General features: G+C 62.6%; 15 protein-coding genes. 9 read left to right on the top strand and 6 right to left on the bottom strand.

All coding sequences use genetic code 11. The features are described 5' to 3' along the window. Nucleotides 1–79 precede the first annotated feature (79 nt). Entirely contained in the window at nucleotides 80–1,732 is a 1,653-nt protein-coding gene (locus tag ACZ6YA_RS21195; protein ID WP_465899141.1) for a nitrite/sulfite reductase, read from the top strand. Beyond that, nucleotides 1,716–2,210 (top strand): DUF934 domain-containing protein, encoded by a 495-nt coding sequence (locus ACZ6YA_RS21190; protein WP_465899139.1) that lies wholly within the window; start codon nucleotides 1,716–1,718, stop codon nucleotides 2,208–2,210. The genes ACZ6YA_RS21195 and ACZ6YA_RS21190 overlap by 17 nt, the downstream gene beginning before the upstream one ends. A 43-nt stretch (nucleotides 2,211–2,253) precedes the next feature. Here the strand turns inward: ACZ6YA_RS21190 and ACZ6YA_RS21185 are convergent, their stop codons facing one another. Beyond that, a complete protein-coding gene (locus tag ACZ6YA_RS21185) occupies nucleotides 2,254–6,165 on the bottom strand; it encodes a dermonecrotic toxin domain-containing protein (protein ID WP_465899137.1) in 3,912 nt (1,303 codons plus the stop codon). 157 nt (nucleotides 6,166–6,322) lie between these two features. Here ACZ6YA_RS21185 and ACZ6YA_RS21180 point away from each other — a divergent pair, with 157 nt between their 5' ends. Further along, the gene (locus tag ACZ6YA_RS21180; protein ID WP_465899135.1) at nucleotides 6,323–7,894 is read left to right on the top strand and encodes a hypothetical protein; all 1,572 of its coding nucleotides are present in this window, start codon (nucleotides 6,323–6,325) and stop codon (nucleotides 7,892–7,894) included. Between the two features lie 328 nt (nucleotides 7,895–8,222). Then, on the top strand, nucleotides 8,223–9,026 hold the full coding sequence (gene dkgB, locus ACZ6YA_RS21175) for a 2,5-didehydrogluconate reductase DkgB (RefSeq protein WP_465899133.1): 804 nt from the start codon (nucleotides 8,223–8,225) through the stop codon (nucleotides 9,024–9,026). A gap of 67 nt (nucleotides 9,027–9,093) precedes the next feature. Here dkgB and ACZ6YA_RS21170 read toward each other — a convergent pair whose 3' ends face one another. Beyond that, nucleotides 9,094–9,561, bottom strand: coding sequence for a sn-glycerol-3-phosphate transporter (locus ACZ6YA_RS21170; protein ID WP_465899131.1), 468 nt, complete (start codon nucleotides 9,559–9,561; stop codon nucleotides 9,094–9,096). 272 nt (nucleotides 9,562–9,833) lie between these two features. Between ACZ6YA_RS21170 and ACZ6YA_RS21165 the strand changes: the two genes are divergently transcribed. Beyond that, nucleotides 9,834–10,298, top strand: coding sequence for a nuclear transport factor 2 family protein (locus tag ACZ6YA_RS21165; RefSeq protein ID WP_465899129.1), 465 nt, complete (start codon nucleotides 9,834–9,836; stop codon nucleotides 10,296–10,298). Here the strand turns inward: ACZ6YA_RS21165 and ACZ6YA_RS21160 are convergent, their stop codons facing one another. After that, entirely contained in the window at nucleotides 10,299–11,654 is a 1,356-nt protein-coding gene (locus ACZ6YA_RS21160) for an ATP-binding protein (protein ID WP_465899127.1), read from the bottom strand. It abuts the gene before it with no gap. Continuing rightward, entirely contained in the window at nucleotides 11,651–12,361 is a 711-nt protein-coding gene (locus ACZ6YA_RS21155; RefSeq protein WP_465899125.1) for a response regulator, read from the bottom strand. The genes ACZ6YA_RS21160 and ACZ6YA_RS21155 overlap by 4 nt, the downstream gene beginning before the upstream one ends. Nucleotides 12,362–12,531: 170 nt before the next feature. Between ACZ6YA_RS21155 and ACZ6YA_RS21150 the strand changes: the two genes are divergently transcribed. Both ACZ6YA_RS21150 and ACZ6YA_RS21145 read left to right on the top strand, forming a co-directional pair. Continuing rightward, a complete protein-coding gene (locus tag ACZ6YA_RS21150) occupies nucleotides 12,532–13,311 on the top strand; it encodes an MlaA family lipoprotein (protein ID WP_465899124.1) in 780 nt (259 codons plus the stop codon). Continuing rightward, nucleotides 13,304–13,537: a hypothetical protein gene (locus tag ACZ6YA_RS21145; RefSeq protein ID WP_465899122.1), complete on the top strand. Its 234-nt coding sequence runs from the start codon at nucleotides 13,304–13,306 to the stop codon at nucleotides 13,535–13,537. Before ACZ6YA_RS21150 ends, ACZ6YA_RS21145 begins: the two co-directional genes overlap by 8 nt. A 16-nt stretch (nucleotides 13,538–13,553) precedes the next feature. Here ACZ6YA_RS21145 and ACZ6YA_RS21140 read toward each other — a convergent pair whose 3' ends face one another. Further along, nucleotides 13,554–13,841 carry a DUF3303 domain-containing protein gene (locus ACZ6YA_RS21140; RefSeq protein ID WP_465899120.1) on the bottom strand — a complete coding sequence of 96 codons (288 nt, stop codon included), beginning with the start codon at nucleotides 13,839–13,841 and terminating at the stop codon, nucleotides 13,554–13,556. Between the two features lie 335 nt (nucleotides 13,842–14,176). Here ACZ6YA_RS21140 and ACZ6YA_RS21135 point away from each other — a divergent pair, with 335 nt between their 5' ends. Together ACZ6YA_RS21135 and mtlD are read left to right on the top strand one after the other, a co-directional pair. Continuing rightward, entirely contained in the window at nucleotides 14,177–16,090 is a 1,914-nt protein-coding gene (locus ACZ6YA_RS21135) for a tyrosine-protein phosphatase (RefSeq protein ID WP_465899118.1), read from the top strand. A gap of 372 nt (nucleotides 16,091–16,462) precedes the next feature. Beyond that, complete coding sequence (gene mtlD, locus ACZ6YA_RS21130; protein ID WP_465899116.1) at nucleotides 16,463–18,625, top strand: bifunctional mannitol-1-phosphate dehydrogenase/phosphatase; 2,163 nt, start codon at nucleotides 16,463–16,465, stop codon at nucleotides 18,623–18,625. A gap of 21 nt (nucleotides 18,626–18,646) precedes the next feature. On the opposite strand, the gene ACZ6YA_RS21125 is transcribed toward mtlD, so the two are convergent. Further along, nucleotides 18,647–19,579 (bottom strand): AraC family transcriptional regulator, encoded by a 933-nt coding sequence (locus ACZ6YA_RS21125; protein ID WP_465899114.1) that lies wholly within the window; start codon nucleotides 19,577–19,579, stop codon nucleotides 18,647–18,649. Nucleotides 19,580–19,591: the final 12 nt, after the last annotated feature.

Here is a 19,591-nt window from a genome sequence, read left to right as displayed (position 1 = left end):
TGATATCGTTCCCCGGCTCCGAACCGGAGTGCGCGGCCGTGCGCGCGAATAGCTGCATGCAGCCTGAGACAGGACTTTTATGTACGTATACGACGAGTACGATCAGCGGATCATCGAGGACCGCGTCAAGCAGTTCCGTGATCAGACCCGCCGCTACCTGGCCGGTGAGCTGAGCGAAGAAGAATTCCGCCCTCTGCGTCTGCAGAACGGCCTTTATATCCAACGTTTCGCCCCGATGCTGCGCGTTGCCGTGCCGTATGGCCAGCTGAACGCCCGCCAGGTCCGCACACTGGCCAAGATCGCGCGCGACTACGACAAGGGCTACGCCCACATTTCCACCCGCCAGAACGTCCAGTACAACTGGCCGGCGCTGGAAGACATCCCAGACATCCTGGCCGAACTGGCGACCGTGCAGATGCACGCCATTCAGACCAGCGGCAACTGCCTGCGCAACACCACCACCGACCAGTTCGCCGGTGTTGCCGCCGATGAAATCATCGACCCGCGCCCCTGGTGCGAGATCGTCCGCCAGTGGACCACGTTCCACCCCGAGTTCGCCTACCTGCCGCGCAAGTTCAAGATTGCGATCAACGGCTCGAAGGAAGACCGCGCGGCCATCGAAGTGCACGACATCGGCCTGGAGCCGGTGCGCAACGCCGCCGGCGAGCTGGGCTTCCGCGTGCTGGTCGGCGGTGGCCTGGGCCGCACCCCGGTGGTCGGTTCGTTCATCAACGAGTTCTTGCCGTGGCAGGACCTGATCAGCTACCTGGACGCCATCCTGCGCGTGTACAACCGTTACGGTCGCCGTGACAACAAGTACAAGGCGCGGATCAAGATCCTGGTCAAGGCGCTGACTCCGGAAGTGTTCGCCGAGAAGGTCGAGGCCGAAATGGCCCACCTGCGTGGCGGCAGCACCACCCTGACCGAGGACGAAGTGCAGCGCGTTTCGCGCCACTTCGTCGACCCCGAGTACCTGGCCCTCGACAACGTCGACTACAGCGCCCAGGATGCCGAAGCCCCAGGCTTCGCCCGCTGGCGCTCACGCAACACCCGCGCCCACAAGCGCCCTGGCTACGTCGCCGTGACCCTGTCGCTCAAGCCCACCGGCGTTGCCCCCGGCGACCTGACCGACAAGCAGCTGGACGCCGTGGCAGACCTGGCCGAGCGCTACAGCTTCGGCTACCTGCGCACCTCGCACGAGCAGAACATCATCCTCGCCGACGTCGAGCAGCGCCAGCTTCACGCCCTGTGGCTGGAGCTGCGCGAGGGTGGCTTCGCCACGCCGAACATCGGCCTGCTGACCGACATCATCTGCTGCCCGGGTGGTGACTACTGCTCGCTGGCCAATGCCAAGTCGATCCCGATCGCCGAATCCATCCAGCGCCGTTTCGACGACCTGGACTACCTGTTCGACATCGGCGAAATCGACCTGAACATCTCCGGTTGCATGAATGCCTGCGGCCACCACCACGTCGGCCACATCGGCATCCTCGGCGTGGACAAGAAGGGCGAAGAGTTCTACCAGGTGTCCCTCGGCGGCAACGCCGCGCGCGACGCGAGCCTGGGCAAGATCCTCGGCCCGTCCTTTGCCCAGGACGCCATGGCCGACGTGATCGAAAAGCTGATCGCCGTGTACGTGGAACAACGTACCGAGGAAGAGCGTTTCATCGACACCTACCAGCGTATCGGCATCGACCCCTTCAAGGAACGCGTCTATGCAGCGAATCATTAAGAACAACCAGATCGTCGACGAAACCTGGCACCTGCTGCCCAAGGAAACCACCCTCGACGAGCTGACCAACTGCGACGACTACATTGTCCCGCTGCACTTGTGGCGTGACCACGCCCATGTGCTCAAGGCCCGCGACGGCGGCCTGGGCGTGTGGCTGGACAGCGATGAAGAAGCGGAAGAAATCGGCGAAGACGTGCAGTACTTCCAGGTCATCGCCCTGAACTTCCCGGCCTTCACTGACGGGCGTAACTACTCCAATGCGCGCCTGCTGCGCGACCGCTACCAGTACAAGGGCGAGCTGCGCGCCATTGGCGACGTGTTGCGCGACCAGTTGTTCTACCTGGCCCGCTGCGGTTTCGATGCCTTCGCCATCCGTGCCGACAAGGACCCGGAAGATGCCCTGCAAGGGTTGAAGGACTTCTCGGTGACCTACCAGGCCGCCACTGACGAACCGCTGCCGCTGTTCCGCCGCCGCTGATCGTTGCCAACCGTGGCCCACACCCTGTGGGCCACGGTACCTTTCAGCCGCGCCGGCTGATGGTGTCGAACTGCGCACGCGCGGCGCGCCACTGGATCATAATCGCCTCATCTATAGGGTTGTTGTTGAGGTTGACCCTGTTGGGGTGCTGCCGCACCCACACCAAGGCGCGTTGGCTCAGCTCGACAATCAGGTTGTCGGCCAGATCGACGTAAAGGTTCGGATGGCGCTCAAAAAACGCCAGCGGAAACTCACTCAACCCGGTCGAACGCAACGACAGGTACAGTAGATGGTCCAGGTTGCGGATCGGCGGGATCGTCGTGATCGGATTGCCTTGCAGGTTCAACGTGCGCAGCGCACTGAATGCTTCCAGCCGCTGCCCACCGGGCACGTCGACGACAATCTGATTGTCCTCCAGGTAGAGTTCGAGCAACGCTCGCAGCCGCTCCAGGCCTGTAGGTATCACCGTAAGCTGGTTGCCACGCAGTTTGAGGATGCGCAAGCCGCTCATGTCGCCGACAGCCGCAGGCACCGTGCTCAGTTGGTTGTCCGATAATTGCAACTGCAGCAAACGGGTCAGCCCGCGCAAGGCCTCGGGGAGGTCGCGAAGACGATTGCTTGCCAGATTCAGCTGCGTCAAGGCTGTCAGTTGTCCGAGGCCCGCCGGTACCGTTTCCAGCTGGTTGTCGCTGAGGTCCAGATGCGTCAGCGAAGTCAGCCGATGTATCCCCTCAGCCGACGTCAGGCGGTTACGCTGCAGGTCGAGGCGTGTAAGGCGGGTCAACGTCTCCAGCTCTGGGAGCGTGGTGAGTGCATTGTCATGGGCCACCAGTTGGGTTAACGACGACAGGTGCTGCAACCCTTCGATCGTGGTCAACCGGTTGCCACTGAGCTGCAAATACCTCAGGTTGCTGAAGCGACCAAGAAAATCACTGTTCAGGGAAGTCAGACGCAAGTTGCTCAAGCCAAGATGCCGCAGGTGCCCGAAGTGAATGCCAGGCGCAAGCGCGGGCAACGTGTCGACAGACTCACCTTGTATCACCAGCTCGGCCACACCACCTGGGCCAAAGTAGTCGGGCTGCCAGGCCTCGCGAAACAGCTGCGCGGTGCGGCGCCGGCTGCGATAGGCGGAGCATGTAGATACGCCTCGCCAGGTGCGCAGGCTGGCATCGAGTTGCTCGACCTGCCTGGCCAACTCACTGAAGGCGGTCCAGACCGTGCGGCCGGGCCTCTGCGACAACTGCGATGCCAGCCACAGCACATCTCGCGCCGACAGGTGGGGGAACAGCTGGACCAAACCTGCTCGAATCGATTGCCGGGCATGCAGGTCCTCGGTGCTCATTACCTGGCCGCCAATCGGGCTGAGAGGTTCACCACCACTCAGTGGGTAGCCCACACGGCCATCGCCAAGGCGTACCGGTGGGCGTATTTCACCTGGTTTGGCGACCATGCCCAGCAAGGTCGCGGCGCGCTCGCGCTGAGCACTGGCACGTACGGCCAAGGCGGGCCCCAGGCCATCGGCGGTCAGGCCAGGGGCGCCCAAGGCCCGGCGCTGCGCGTCATCGAGCTGCAACCACAAGGCCTGGAACAGGCTGTCGCTCGCGTCAGACCCAGCCTGTGCCTCGCCCGATGCTGAGAGCGCCTGGTAGCCTTGGCCACCCTTGAGGATACAGGCACGCTGCGGGGCGGAGTCACCGCCGAAGTGCCCGAGCAAGACACCGCTCCGGCTTTCGTTACGCAACTCGACACGCAGGCTGCTCGGCCAAGGGGCCGCATCACCCAATAACCCCAACGCCAGCCGCTCGGTGTCGGCATTGACCGCCGTCGCCTGGTAGAACCCCGCGCACGCACGGTCGAGGCGGCAGTCGCGCAGCAGCCAGCGTACTTCGGTGGCCAGACCAACAGGGACCCGCTGGCTGGCCAGCAGCGCTTCGATCAATGCAGGCTGGGCATGCGCGATGATCTCCCGAGCACAGCGACTCGTCAGGCTGGGAAAATCCCGGCGCAACAACTGCTCCGCGGGTGTCGACGGGCGCTGCAGGCCGAGCAGGTGCTGTTCGAAGGCGCTATCGAGCAATGCCGGCTGCTGCGCATGCAGTTGATAACGCTCCAGTGCATCCTGCAGCCGTGCCGGCGCGGGCGCATGCTCAATGTGCAGGCGGCGTAACTGCTGCTCATCCAACCCCGTGATGTGCAGCGTGCGCTCGGCTGGCTCTGCGTCGAGCTCCGCCCACGTACTGCTTAGCCGCTGCATCAGATTGGCAGTACCTTGCCAGTGCTGCGGGGTTTCCAGCTGGTGGCGCCAGCCGCCCTCGCCATTGTCTTCAATCACAGGCGCATAGGCCTCTGGCCGCTGTGGATGGCGGATGCGCAAGCCTATCCCCTGGCTGTCTTCACTGACCGCGTAAGTCGCCAAATGCGTGCGCAGGATGACCTGGTCGGCCCGCTGGCCCCACTCGCCCACCGCCAAGCCTTGGTCGGGCACTGCATATCCCGGCAGCGCCGGGTCGATCAGGCGCAATTCACCCTGTTGGTTCAGCACCGGTACCAACGTATCCACGTAGTCATAGCGCTGGATACGGCCCACTGCAGCACCGACGACCAGCAAGGCACTACCAGCAGCCAGGTTCTCAGCCACGCTGCACAGGTGGTTCAGCGCGCCTTCGCGATCGCCGAGCTGCCAGTCGGCGTAACCTTCATACACCTCATCGGCAATCTGCAAGGCCGTAATCCCCAACATCGGCAGGGCAAGCGCGGGAGCGAAGAGGCTGGCCAGCCCGAGCAGGGTAAGCCCTGCGCTGGCATAGCCGCTCATGCGTCTTTCGCGTTCGGCCTGTTCTGCCTGGGTGGTCGGTACGGCCAGTACGCGCGCGTCGTCCATCATCGTGGCCAGGCGGTCTTTGCGCAGATGCTGGAACAACGGTTCTGTGATGGCCTGTTGGCGACCATCGAGCGGGATGGCCACGTCACTCGCGTCCGCCTGGAGCAACCGCCCGAGCGTCTGGGTGAAGGCGTAGCGGTCAGCCTCACTGATAAAGCGTTGCAGGTAGGCGGGGTAACCCGCTGACCGGCAGCGCAAGCCGAGGTTCTGCCACAGCGCATCCCAGCTGGCGAAGCGCTGCACCCGGCCATGGGTGTCGTCAGGCATCCACAGCACCACGGCCTCCACCGTCGCGTGGGACTGCCCATCACCGCGCGCCTCGAATGCCACCGCTCCATGCAGACGCTTGCCTAGCAGGCGAAGGTCGAATGGCAGCAACTGGGCAGCATCGGATGCCATCCCGGGCGCTGGCGCGATCAACGGCAGGAACTGCGAAAAGGTGTGCTCGTCTATTTCGCCCTTGAGCGCTGCAACGTACACATCGGCCCGCAGATTGGCGCTCGCGCTCTCCTCTAGCAGTGATGACACCTGCTGGCCATCGCCCCCGGGTACCAGCAGGATCGATTCAAGATGACGCTGATAGCGACCGCCCACATCCACGCTGCGGCACAGCGATATGAATGCCTCCGGGCTCAGTGTCTCGGGCTCTCCCCGGGCATCAACGATTACCCGGGTTTGCCAGCCACCGGCGGGCGACGCTTCTTGCTCGGAAAAATTGTGCAGCGCAGCGGTCAGCAACGTCACTTCGCTGACATCGCTGACCGAGCTGCCCGCGCCACCAGGGGCCACCCCGGCCAGGGGGAGGAGCGTGGTACGCCGTAATTTGACCTGACGTACATCCAGCGCAGGCAGTTGGCGGTCCGCCAATGCCTCGTTGAGGAGCGTTTGGGCAAAGCTATCCAGTGGCAAAATGTAGGAAAGCAGCCCGGACAGTCGGTACTGCGCGCGCTGCTGTTCCAGTAGACTTTCTCGCAGCTTGGTTCTGCATCCCACTGAAGCGGCGGATAGCCACGTGGGCAAACGGCTCGCGATCAGGCTGTCCACCAGAATGGGTTGAAGCGATGGGGCGGTCATTGGCACGTTCTCCGGTTAAGCCAACCCAGAGTCAATCAGCCTTCGCCTGCCCCGCAGCACTAACTAAGTCAATTAAGGCGAGCCGCGCCAACATTCAGGTTCGAGGCTGCCCTGCCGATAACCAGGACACTACCTGTACCCAGTATGGAAGCTGGCAATGACCACTATCACATCAGCGCTTCGCCTGACGCCCATCGCACCAGTCGCCACCCGCGCGCCAGAGGTCGGCATCACCCGCCAGCCGCAGCCGTCTACGGTGCGCCCCAGCACAGTGGTCAGCCTGGGCCAGCAGACCACCACCGACATCCAGACCTACACCGCCAAAGGCACCGCCGAGACGCAAAGCCAGTACGTGTGGGAGCACAAGGGCCTCGACAAGCTCAGCCTGTACATGGCAAGCGCCATCCCGTCATCCTCCACTGGCGTGCGCTTACAGGGGCTGGGGGCGGCCTTGCTGGAGCAGCTGGCAGCCACCGGCGGCCAGCGAATCGCTCAATCGGGGTTGGCGATCAGCGATGGCCCCGCGACCGACCCCTTGCTGTTGAGCCTGCAGCAAGCCCGGTTGCGCGAGCATGCGACCAATAGCGTGACTTTCAACCTCACCAGTGCTTCGGGGGCCACCGTGACGCTGGGTTTGTACAGCAGCGACGCAGGCCTGGCCGTGGACGCCGACGTACAGGGCGGCACGTTGACCCGCGACGAGCTCAAGGGCCTGGCAGCACTCGCGGACAGCTTCCAGTCCGCGCTCAATGGCCTGACCCAGGAACCTCCCCGCCTGCAACTGGGCGCGCTGGTCAAGCTTGACCCGAGCCTGTTCACCGGCCTGCAATTGAACGCCAGGCTGGACACCGCCAGCGGCGCACAGCAAACCTTCGACCTGCAACTGAACCAGGATACCCGCAGCCTGACATTGCAAGGCCCGAGCGGCGAAGTGAAGATGAACTTCGATACCCAGGGCGGCGCCCTTCTCGGCAGCCAGACCCAGCGCCAGGCTGCGGTTGCCAACTATCTGACCCAATTCGATGCCGCCCAGAAGCGCGGTCAAGGGGATGAGCAGCTGATGGCACTGTTCAAGGATGCCTTCAGACAACTCAACAGTGTCGACGACGTCAGCCTCCGCCCTGCACACCATGACACCGCGCAGAGCACAGTCAGCCGCCTGCTGTTGAGCGGCCTGGCGGATTTCGATGCCTCGATCACCCAGGCCGTGCAGAAGATCAATCCACTGCGGCCCGAGGAAGTCGACCATTTCGACTACAAGGTTTCGCAATCGACCACCCGCAAGGGCAGCGCCGCGAACCTGACGCTGCAGCAGGACCAGCAGGCCAACCTTAAGGCAGCCTGGCACAAGGGCGCCAACCCCTTGGTGGACTTGTTACTGACACGTGACAGTGAATCGCAGAACTACCGCTATCACGAGGTCGAAGATTACTCACGCAGTACCACCCGCCTGGGCTTCTCCAACCACTCGCTGGTGGAAGCAAGCGCCACCCAGGAGGCCAGCCAGCAGGAACGCGTGCGGACTTATCAGAAGGGTGAGCTGCAAACGGATGTGACCAACCACGCTTCAGCGGACCAGTCGCGCGACTTGCTAAACATGCTCGATGTCTTGCTTGACCAGGATAGAGCAGCACGCCGCGCAGGCGCTGAGTCCACGTTGGACGACCAGTTGCAGGGGTTGCGCCACCTGTGGCTGCTGCAGTCGGTTCCGGGGCAGATTACCGCGTAATTTGCATGGCTTTGCCTGGAATCACGAGCCAAGCCTGGACTCGTGATTTCAGGGCAAAGGACCTTCGCCCCACCCCCTCTTAATCAACGCTTGCGAAACCCTCACACTGCTCCGCACTCGAACGAGTCTGGAACAAGCCCACCTAGGCTGTGTACGAAATAGTTTGAAACGCAGATTAGGCAAGGCGAAAACCGGCGAGGAAGCGGAGTTGACTGGTTGTCAATGAGCATTCCGAGCAAGTTTTTCAACGCAGCATAACCAAGTTTCAAGCGATTTCGTACATAGCCTAAGTGCTTGGTCCCCTCAATCATCCAGCAGGAGCAACCCCATGAGCATTCCATCCTTCGGCCTCGGCACCTTCCGCCTCACCGGCCAGGCCGTCATCGACTCGGTCAAGTCCGCCCTGGCCTTGGGCTATCGGGTCATTGACACTGCGCAGATCTACAAGAACGAAGCCGAGGTCGGCCAGGCCATTGCCGAAAGCGGCGTCCCGCGCAGCGAGCTGTTCATCACCACCAAGATCTGGGTGGACAACTACGCTGCCGACAAACTGATCCCCAGCCTGCGCGAAAGCCTGGGCAAACTGCGCACCGATCATGTCGACCTGCTGCTGATTCACTGGCCCGCGCCGGGCAATGGCGTTGAGCTCAGCGAATACATTACCGCCTTGGCTGAAGCCAAGAAACTCGGCCTGACCCGCCAGATCGGTGTGTCCAACTTCAACATCGAGCTGACCCGTCAGGCCATCGACGTGGTCGGCAAAGGCGAGATCGCCACCAACCAGATCGAACTCAGCCCCTACCTGCAGAACGGCACGCTGGCTGCTTTCCTCAAGGAGCAGGGCATCGCCGTTACTTCCTACATGACCCTGGCCTACGGCAAGGTGCTGAAGGACCCGGTGTTGGCCGAAATCGCCGCCAAGCACAAGGCAACGGTTGCCCAGGTGGCGCTGGCTTGGGCCATGCAGCTGGGCTACGCAGTGATTCCGTCCTCGACCAAGCGCGAGAACCTGGCCAGCAACCTGCTCGCCCGCGATCTGCGCCTGGATGCCGACGACATGGCGCGAATCGCCACACTCGAGCGCAGTGGCCGTGAAGTCAGCCCGGATGGCTTGGCTCCAGCCTGGGACTGATCTTCCATCGGCTGATCATGGGCCTGGCTGGCGCGGCCTGGACGCAGAGGTTCTAATGCCGCCCGCCTCACAACCTCACCCCCATGTTGAGCATGACCGCCGCCGTCCCGAGCACGACAAGCTCCGCCCCCACTGGTCCCCAATGAGCACCGAACGAGGGGATGATCACCGGTGCCACGCCCAGGCCATTGAGCGGAATTCTATCGGCATACTCCCCCTTGTAGCCGTGAAGCAACCCGGCACTGAGTTTGGCGTATACCGGATAGCGTTCGTTTTCCCAGACTTTGCCCAGGTAGGCATAGTGGGAGCGCTGGTGGAAGGAGTTTTTGAAGGTGGCCCCACCCCATAACAGCCCACCGGCATTCACCCGCTCGAGGCCGATCAATTGCTGACGGTTGTTGTGCTCAGGGTCGGAATTCCAGTGCACGGTGTGGACACTGGTCTGCACATACCAGTAGTCATCCTCGCTCTCGCCAGCCGCCGCAGTGGCGGCAAGGCTTGCGCACAGCAGGATGCTGAATGTCGTTCTGCACATACTCGCTATCTCGGGGAAATCAATGAAACTATTCCCGCCCAGGCCGAGCACCAAGCGGAAATTCGCAGCAGAAGGACGATTCAGAAAAGGCCTATACAGAAAGGTAAAAAAGCAACAGGACCCTGTTGGCTCTTACCCTGAAACGCTGTTGCAGGGCTGCCTGAGACCTTGCTTCCACCCAGCGCAATTATGAATTGCCGGATGCCGCCATTCTGCAAAATGCCGCGACGTACTACTCTGTTTCACGCCCATCACCGACGAGGAGTACGCCGATGTCCCGCCCCCCATTACCCCCCTTCACCCGCGAAACCGCCCTCGAAAAAGTCCGCCTGGCCGAAGATGGCTGGAACAGCCGCGACGCTGCCAGAGTGGCGCTTGCCTACACCCCCGATACCGTCTGGCGCAACCGCGTCGAGTTCCCCCGTGGGCGCGACCAGGTGCAGGCCTTTCTGACCCGCAAATGGAACCATGAACTGGAATACCGCCTGATCAAGGAGCTCTGGGCATTCACCGGCAACCGCATCGCCGTGCGCTATGCCTACGAATACCACGATGACAGCGGCCAGTGGTTCCGCGCCTACGGCAACGAGAATTGGGAGTTTGCCGAGGATGGGCTGATGCAGAACCGTCATTCGAGCATCAACGAGCAGCCCATCGCCGAAGCGGACCGCAAGTTCCATTGGCCCCTGGGCCGTCGCCCGGATGACCACCCTGGGCTGAGTGACCTGGGGCTCTGATCAAACGACAGGCAGTGTGACCTTGACCTCCAGCCCCCCTTCCGGGCGGTTGTTCAAGGTCACGCTACCGCCCTGCTCGAGGACGATGGCTCGCGCCGCTGGCAATCCAAGCCCCACACCACCGGTCTGCTTGTTGCGCGAGCCTTCGATGCGGTAGAACGGTTCGAAAACCCGTTCCTGCAACGACTCCGGGATACCTGGACCACGATCCAGTACACGAATGACGAGCTGTTCGGCAGCGACCTCCAGCTGCACCGCTGGCTCACGGCCATACTTGGCCGCATTCTCGATCAGATTGACCACCACACGCTTGACGCCAATAGGCCGGCCAACATAGACACAGCGGTGTGGTCCACTGAGACCGATGCTAACCCCCGCATCCTTGAAGTCATCAACCACAGTCATCAACAACTCGCCCAGGTCGAACGCCGTGGCCGGCTCCAGCCGCGCGTCATCTCGAAAGAACTGCAAAGCCGCATCGACCATTGCCTGCATTTCGTCCACGTCCTTGAACAGCTTGGCCTGCAGCTCAGCATCCTCGATGAATTCGCCCCGCAGACGCATACGCGTCAATGGCGCACGCAGGTCATGGGAGATCGCCGCCAGCATCTGCGTGCGGTCTTTGAGAAAGTGCTTGAGTTGGGCCTGGGTGGCGTTGAACGCGAGAATCGCCTGACGAAGGTCGTAAGGGCCAACCACCTGAATAGGCGGTGCATCGAAGTCCTTGCCAAAGCGCCGCGCACCCTCGGCAAAACGCTCAAGTGGGCGGGCGAGATAGCGTGTGGCGAACAGTGCAACGGCCAGGCTGGAGACGATCATCAGCGCCAGGATGATCAAGCTGCGCGGCAGCTCGTCCAGCCCCCAACTGCGGTCGGTGGCGCGATACAGCAGCCACGACTTGTCCGTCAATTCGACCAGCAGGGCGTAACCGCGCGGCGACGCCTGGACAGCCAGGTCGGCAGGCTCGAACACCTCAATTTGCGCATCCGGGCGATTCAACAACGCACGCATCTTTGGCGCGCCCTCGCGAAATTCGCTATCGACCAGCCGTGGCAAACCCGAATCTTCATGCCGGCGCAGCCATTGCACACTGTACGATGCATCACCTGCCGCACTGGCGAGGTTCGGCCGCTGTGCCACAGGCGCGGCATCGATGATGCGAGCGACCGCAGCGGTTTTCTCAATCAGACCACTTTCCAGCAAGGGCGGCTGCGCCCACACGCTCAGCAACGAACTGAACAGCCATTTGAGCAGCAACAGGCCGAGCATGGCTGCCAGGGTGGTGAGCGCGATCCACCGGGCGATAGTGACGCGGGGCCGTGGCAGGGCCCTGCGCGCCCAGGCGAGCAGGCTCATCTCCGGTTCACGGTGGCGGTGAACAGGTAGCCGACATTGCGCAAGGTACGGATCAGCGGCTCAGTGCCATCATCGGCTTCCAGCTTGCGACGCAACCGGCTCACCTGCACATCGATGCTGCGATCAAAAGCTTCGTGCGCTTCACCACGCGCCAGGTCCAGCAACTGCTGGCGGCTGAGCACTCGCCGCGGGTGCTCGGCAAACACCAGCAGCAGCTCGAACTCACCGTTGGACAAGGGGATCATCACACCTTCGGGCGAACGTAGTTCACGCCGTGCCACCTCCAGCTGCCAGCCCGAGAACTCAAGGATCGACCGCGGGCTGGCGACCTCGGCACTTGCGGCCTCGCCTGCCCGGCGCAGTACTGCACGTACCCGGGCCAGCAGCTCACGAGCGGCGAAAGGCTTGGTGAGGTAGTCGTCCGCACCCAGCTCCAGGCCGACCACACGGTCGCTCAGTTCACCCATGGCTGTCAGCATGATCACCGCCACCGGAAACTCGGCGCGCAAGCGCTGGCAGAGCACCAGGCCGCTGTCGCCGGGCAGCATCACGTCAAGAATCACCAGATCCGGTACGCGCCGTTCGAGGGCCTGCCAAAGCCCTTTTCCGTCACTGGCCACATCGACTTCGTAGCCGTGCTGCCGGAGAAATTTCTGCAACAGGTCAAGGACTTCGACATCATCGTCGACGATCAGCAAATGGCTCACACCTGGATACCGCGTACTAAGGTTCGATTAGCGCTAACTGTAAGTCCATTCCTAGGTTGCAGTCATATATTTCAATACGGAAACAAAGTGTCAGCCGCGAAGTAAACCGGACATTTCCAGGCAAACAAGCACCCGCACCATCGGCGCCAGTTCATGTCAGGAATGTGCTCATGCCTACCCCTCCCTTTGCCTGGTGCTCCGCCCGCAACGCGCTGCTCGCCCTGTCCCTGCTCGCTGCCGGAGGCTGTAGTCAGCGACCACCTGCCAGTGCCTGTGGCCCAGTGACCTATCAGCTCAGCGACCCGGCCGAACCCGCCAACCGCGCCGTGTTCGCTTTGAACCGCAGTGTCGACGACTACTTGCTCGCGCCGGTCGCGCGAGGCTATAGCGCCTTGCCTGATTTCGCGCGACAAGGCGTGCACAACTTCGCCGCTAACTTCGGCGAGCCAAAAGTTTTTGTCAACGATGTGCTCCAAGGCAATGGCGAGCGGGCGATGACCAGCCTGACGCGCTTCATTTTCAACACCACCCTGGGCGTGGCAGGCCTGGTCGATGTCTCCGGGAAGATGGGACTGGCCCGGCACACCTCGGACTTCGGCCAGACCTTCGCCGTGTGGAACGTCGCCGATGGCCCGATCGTCGAGCTGCCGCTGCTGGGCAGCCACAACCTGCGCGACGCAGGTGGCACGCTGCTGGGCATGGCGCTCGACCCGTTTGGCGACAACAGCGACACCGTCGACACCCTGGGCAACGTGGCCACAGCTGGCGGCGTGGTGGATGGCCGCGCCGACGCGTTGCCGATTACTGACAGGTTGCGCACCCAGCCCGATTACTATCGAGCCGTGCGCGACTTCACCGCCCAACAACGTGCGGATCGGGTAGTCGAGGGCAAGACTGGCGCGCTAGGCAAGCGGCCGACGAGCTGCCCAGGGGAGCACGCCGGTGAGTGAACCCCAGGCCCCTGTCGTGCTATTCAGACGTCTGGAGGGGGACGCCCAGCAACAACTGCTTCACGAACTTGAGGCCCGGGTCTCGGACGATGGCCAGCACCTGATCGTTAGCCGCTATCGTGAAAAGTATGGCGACAGCAACTACGTGCAGCGTCACGAAGTGCACCGTCGGGTACCCATCGCAACGCTGCTGAAGTGGATGGCGAGGACAGGCACGACTGGCTGATGATCCTCAGGTCATGTCAGAGGGTCATCTTGCTAACAGCGGCAATCAGCAGTGGCCCTGTCTGTTCGTCGGTCATCGCCGGGTAGACATGCATCTGCATCAAGTCGCTCCAGTCCAGCGTCCATTGCAACACGGGATTGAGGTCATCGCTTTCAACCACGGCGAAACCCATCAATTGCCCCACAGCGTGCCAGCGGCCCACGACTTTCAGGCCCGCTGGCGCAACGCCGCCGGTCTTGGCGAAACGGGCCATGGCGGCGTTGCGGTTTTCCGGGGCGATGGTCCAGTGAATGATGAACAGCATGTGGCACCTCCCAGTCGCTCGGTACCTGTGCGTTACGCTTACCCTTGGGGCACCGAGGCCGAGAGCAAGTGAATGCGTCATCTTTAGGCATAGCAGCAGCAGCGCGGGTTGCGCGGTTCGCCGTCGGCTGAAACATTCGGCTGACAAATGCCCCAGTCGCGCCAGCAGTCATCCGACGGCACTACAACCGGCCAAGGAATTCACCGCCAGAGACAGAAAACGCAGCCAGCGGACAGTTCCCGCTGGCTTTTGCGCCACCAAGAAATATGTAACACAGAGTTTCATCTTGCCCCCGGAGAGTGGCCAGACCAACGCACTTCACCGAGGCCATTTCCGTGTTGCAACGTCTGCTCTGCTCCCTCTCCCTGCTTACCCTCGCCATCTCTGCCGCCCATGCCGCTGACGCGCTCGACACCCCGCGCCTGGCCGGCATGGACAACTTCCGCGACATCGCCGGCACCACCACGGCCTATTCCACCCATCACGATGGCGTGATGCGTGCCGGGGTGTTCTATCGCGCCAATGCCCTCACCCCGACTGCCAGCGACTTGGCCGTGCTCAACGGCCTGGGCATCAGCGACGTCTACGACCTGCGCACGCCAAGCGAGATCGCCGCCACGCCCGACACCCTGCCAGCCGGTGCCAGCTACACCAACATCGACATCATCGGCAGCACCACCTCGGGCTCGAACATCACCAGCATCTCGTTTTCCAGCGCCGCCCAAGCGCGGGCCATGATGCAGCAAACCAACCGTGCCTTCGTCAGCGATGCCGGCATGCGCGGGCAGTTTTCGCTGTTGTTCAACGAACTGGCCAGCGCCGACGGTGCCGCCCTGTTCCACTGCACCGCCGGCAAGGACCGAACCGGCTGGACCGCCGCCGTACTGCTGAGCATCGCCGGTGTCGACGACGCGACGATCATGAGCAACTACCTGGCCACCAACGACTACACCGCCGCCCGCGTCGCCGAGACCCTGGCCGCCATGCCGGCAGGTATGGCCGAGGTCTACGCGCCGCTGCTGGGCGTCGAAGCCAGCTACCTGCAGGCAGGCCTGGACGAGGTCACGGCCGCATACGGCAGCATGGACAACTACCTCAAGCAAGGCCTCGGGCTAAGCCAGGAAACGCTCTACGTGCTGCGCGGCAAGATGGTGCGCTACGGCACGCTACCGGGTGAAGTCGGCCTCGTGGGCAACGCCGCCGCGGGTGCACAACTGCTCCGGCAGCTGCAGGACACTTCACTTTCGGGTAGCTACAGCGCCTACAACTATTACCTGCAGTCGGCCATCGACGCCGGCACCCTGGGTGGCGTGGAGTCGACCGTGGGTGGCCAGGTGCATGCAGACGCCGCCAGCTATCTGCTGCGCCAGGGCGCGATGATCGACCGCGCGGCCGCCCCGTTCGCCGACGGCATTGACCTCAAGGTCGGCCAGTCGCGCCTGTGGAGCACCGCGCTGGCCAGCTATCTGGGCACCGACGGCTCGGCCCACGCCGCCAGCAGCAATGAGCACAGCCAAGGATTGATGATCGGCATGACCCAGCGCTTCTCCGAACAACTCAGCGCCCATGCCGGCTTCGGCTACAGCAACGGCAACGTCGGTGGCGCAGGGGGCGAAGCGGACACCGACCTGACCTTCCTCAGCCTCGGCGCCCGCTTCGCCCCAGGCAGCCTGGAACAGGGCCTGTTCATCGCCGCCGATGCCAGTGCCGGTTACCTCGACTACACCAGCAAACGCGAACTCGGGAGTGGGCTGGGCACCGCCAAGGGTGACAGTCACGGCACCCTGGCCAGTGGCAGCCTGGCGCTGGGCTATCGCTTGAACGCCGGTGGCGTGGTGCTGGAGCCAAGCCTGGGTATGCGGGTCAGCCGTGTCGACCTGTCCGGGTTCACCGAAAAAGGCAGCGAACTGGCGCTGCAGGTGGACGACCTGCAGGACACCCGGCGCAGCGCGGTGGCCAACCTCAAGGCCTCGTTCGCCCCGCTCGCCATGGGCAGCTGGCAGCTGGTGCCGGGTGTCGAAATGGGCTACGACCATGCCCTGGGCGACCATCAGGTCGACAGCGAGGGCCACTTGCTGGGACTGAGCATCGATCAGCGTTCAGCCTTCGACAACCGCGACCAGTTCAATGTCGGCGCGAACCTGATGGCCAGCCTCGGCGCCCTGAGTGTCGGCGCTGAAGTGGCCGCCTTGGGTGGCAGCGGCAGCCATGGCGCGAGCGGCAGCCTCAAGGCCAGCTACGCCTTCTGATTCATGACCAGGCCTTGCATGTCATCACGCATACATGCAAGGCTGAAAAAGGACTACCCGTTACTGAACAGGAAGCACTTCACCTCATGCTAGGAATCACACGTATCCATCGCTACTTGCGCTCACTGCCTGCACATCGAACTGCAGCCAGTGGGCGTGAAATCAAAGGCAAAGCCCGCCTCACAGCAAAGCTTGCAGCCCTCCTCTGTAAACCCCGCTCCGTCCCACCCTACCTCTGCGTCACCCCTGAGCGCCCCCTTGTCGATCGTGTACCTCCCACCTGACGGACCTCACTGCAGTTTTCCGTAGTCATCGCTTGTGCCCATTGGCAAAGCGGCAGGGTTCACAGGATAAAAGGGATAACCATACCTCATGATTTTCTTTCAGGGCAAACGTATTTTCAGCGCCATCTTCGACATGGACGGCACCATGTTCGACACCGAGCGCTTGCGTTTCAAAACGCTGAAACAAGCCTCCATGGAGATTTTCGGCAAGGCGTTGAGCGAACAGACGTTGATAGGCTCACTGGGCCTCAGCGCGAAAAAGGCCGAGGCACTGGCCAAGGCGCACAACGGTGAAGGCTTCCCGTATGCGCAGATTCGCCAGCGCGCTGACCAGCTTGAGCTGGAGTACGTACGCAATCACGGCGTCCCGATCAAGGCTGGCTTGTTGGAAGTGCTGGAGCGCCTGCGCAAATCGGGCCTGACGATGGCAGTCGCCACGTCCAGCCGCCGAGCCATTGCCGAGGAGTACCTCATCAACGCCAACGTGCTCAAATACTTCGACGTAACCGTCTGTGGCGACGAAGTCAGCCAAGGCAAGCCCCACCCCGAAATATTCCTGCGCGCGGCCAGTGCGCTCAATACCGAGCCGAGCAAATGCTTCATGGTCGAAGACTCGGAAAATGGTCTGCTCTCGGCCATACGCGCCGAAGGGCAAGGGATTCTGATCGAAGACATCAAGCCGCCCGCGCCCGAGGTGAAGGCGGGTGCGTTCAAGGCCTACCGCAGCATGCACGAATTCCTGGCCGACTTGAGCGAGTGCGTACCGCACCTGGGCACGCCAGCGGTGAATGAGCCCTTCCCTGCCTCACTCAATCAGTTCCGCGTCGGCATCCATGGGTTTGGGGCCATCGGCGGCGGCTACCTGACCCAGGTGTTCTCCCATTGGGATGGTTACACCCGCCCTTGCGAGATCATCGCCGCCACCCGCTCGCGCATGCTGAGGGAAACTGTCAGCGCCTTTGGCAGTTACAGCGTGCGCTATGGCGCCACCTCGTTCGACCAGACCATCGAAAACGTGCGCATGATCGATATGGACGATGACGATGCGCTGATCGAGATGTACACCGCCGCTGAAATCATCGGTTTGAGCTTGCCTGAGCAGGCCATCCGCAAACAGGCCAAGGTGATCGCCAAGGGTCTGCTGCGTCGCTTCGAACGCCGTGGCCGCGCCCTGACCATTCTGACCGTGCTGAACAAGATCGGCGGCGCCGCGTTCGTGCGCCTGCACGTGCAAGCGGAGCTTGAATTACTGTGCCCGCAGGCGATCAGCCAACAGATTCTGGAAAAGACCCACTTCGCTGAGACCGTGGTCAGCCGTATCGTTTCGAAGATCAGCAACGATGCGTTGCTCAGACAGCTGCGGATCAAGTCGCAGATGTTCCAGAACAGCCTGGAAAGCGAGCCTGAGCTCGCCCGCAAACCTTCCGCGCCGGTACCAGAGTACGAACGTCTGATCGGGCGGTTCAGGCCTTTTGCGCAATCCAGTAGCGCGATGAGCCAATTGCACCTGATCCTGTTCAACAGCGAACCCGACATGCCGCTGTACGTCGAGCGCGGCAGCGACCTGCTGGAACGCCTGCGCCAGGTGAAAACCGTCACTGACATCGCGCAGATCCAGCTGATCAAGAATCGGCTGTGGAATGGCCCGCACGCCATCATCGCCTGGTACGCAAGCCTGCTGGGGTATGACTGGGTAGGCCAGGGCATGGGCGATGCGCGGGTGGCTGCGCTAGCCAAGCGCTTGATCAACCAGGAGGTCGCGCCGGCCCTGACGGCGGAGAACCCACAGATGACAGACGTCATCAACGGGTTTGCGGCAACCTTTCTGGAACGCTGCAAAACGTCGTTCAAGGACCCGTGCAGCCGAGTGGGGCGCGACCCGTTGCGCAAGCTTCAGCGCAACGAGCGCATCTTCAGCAGCATCGACCTGGCACGCAAGCATGGCATCCAAACGCCTGCCCTGGCCTTCGGCGCCGCCCTGGCCATTCACTATGCGCTCGCTTGCGCTGACGGCAAAGACCGGGAAGCGCAGCGGATAAAGCAGCTGTACAAAGACAGCGAAGGCAGTGTCGAAGCGGTGCTTACCTATTCGGGCGACTACCACGGCAAGCCTTACCCCGGCATGGACTCGAAGGCTGACGCAGCACTGCTCGGAGCGATCTGCACCCATTTTAACCAGTTGCAGCAACTGGCATCGCGCGACTGGGCATTAGCGCCTGCAAACCGCGAAGCCAGCGTGGCGGTTGTCTGAGCGGCGCACTGGGTTGAGCATTTAAACGTTAAGGGGGCCCCGCCGCACATCGGCGGGGTTCAACCCAAATGCGTGCTTAAAGTACTGAGCAAATCGCCCGGCATTGCTGAACCCATGCTGCAAGGCCACTTCGGCCACCGAGCCACCCTCGCCCTTCGCCAACACCTGCCGCGCCTGCTCCAGGCGTACCTGGCGCTGATACCCGACGATCGAAGTACCGGCAAACCGCCGAAAGCCGTCCTGCAGCGCACGCAAGCTGACATTCACTCGCCCGGCCAGCTCGCTGCCACTGATCACGCTGAGGGGCTGTTCGCGAATGTGAGCCATCGCCGCCTTGACATGCCTCGGTGCAATCGAAGGAACTGGGCTGCGCAAGGCCTCGCAGTAATTGTGCGGCCAGGTTTCCAGTACGGCATCGACCAACATCTCCTGCAGTCGCACCGGCATCAGCAAGCCGCTATTGATCAGTGGGTCGAACCCGGCGCCGGTGGCCATTTCGAGCAAGGCGCGAATACCTTTAAAGGCTGCCACATTGAGGTCCACCACCGGGGCAAAGCGGATTGGCGCTGCCAACGGCCGCCCCAGCAATGCCGACAGGCGCTCGGCAAACAACCCCCGGCGGATCGACATGCCGCACTGGGAATGGCCCTCGGCGAAGCGCACCGAACGGATGTCCAGCTTGTCGACCGCCAGCCCGACCTGAGCACCGCCGATCGACTCGCCACGGTGATCGAAGATGATCTTACCCGCCGTGGGCAGCACGAAGGTGATTTCGTCCTGCGGCGCGGGCAAGGCGATGGTGAAGTCGCCCTGGTAATGCATGCGCCGCACGCTCATGCCTTCGAAGCGGCCGTAGACACCGCCGATGACGATGCCCTCACCCAGCTTCGGCATGTCGGCGTAGAGGTTGCCGTGCAGTTGGGTGAACAGCGCAGCGAAATCGTCGCTGCGCATGTTATCGGACCG

Source organism: Pseudomonas sp. NPDC090752, from assembly GCF_055584805.1.
The sequence above is the reverse complement of the archived record's forward strand: the minus strand, read 5'-3'. Positions and strand labels throughout refer to the sequence as shown.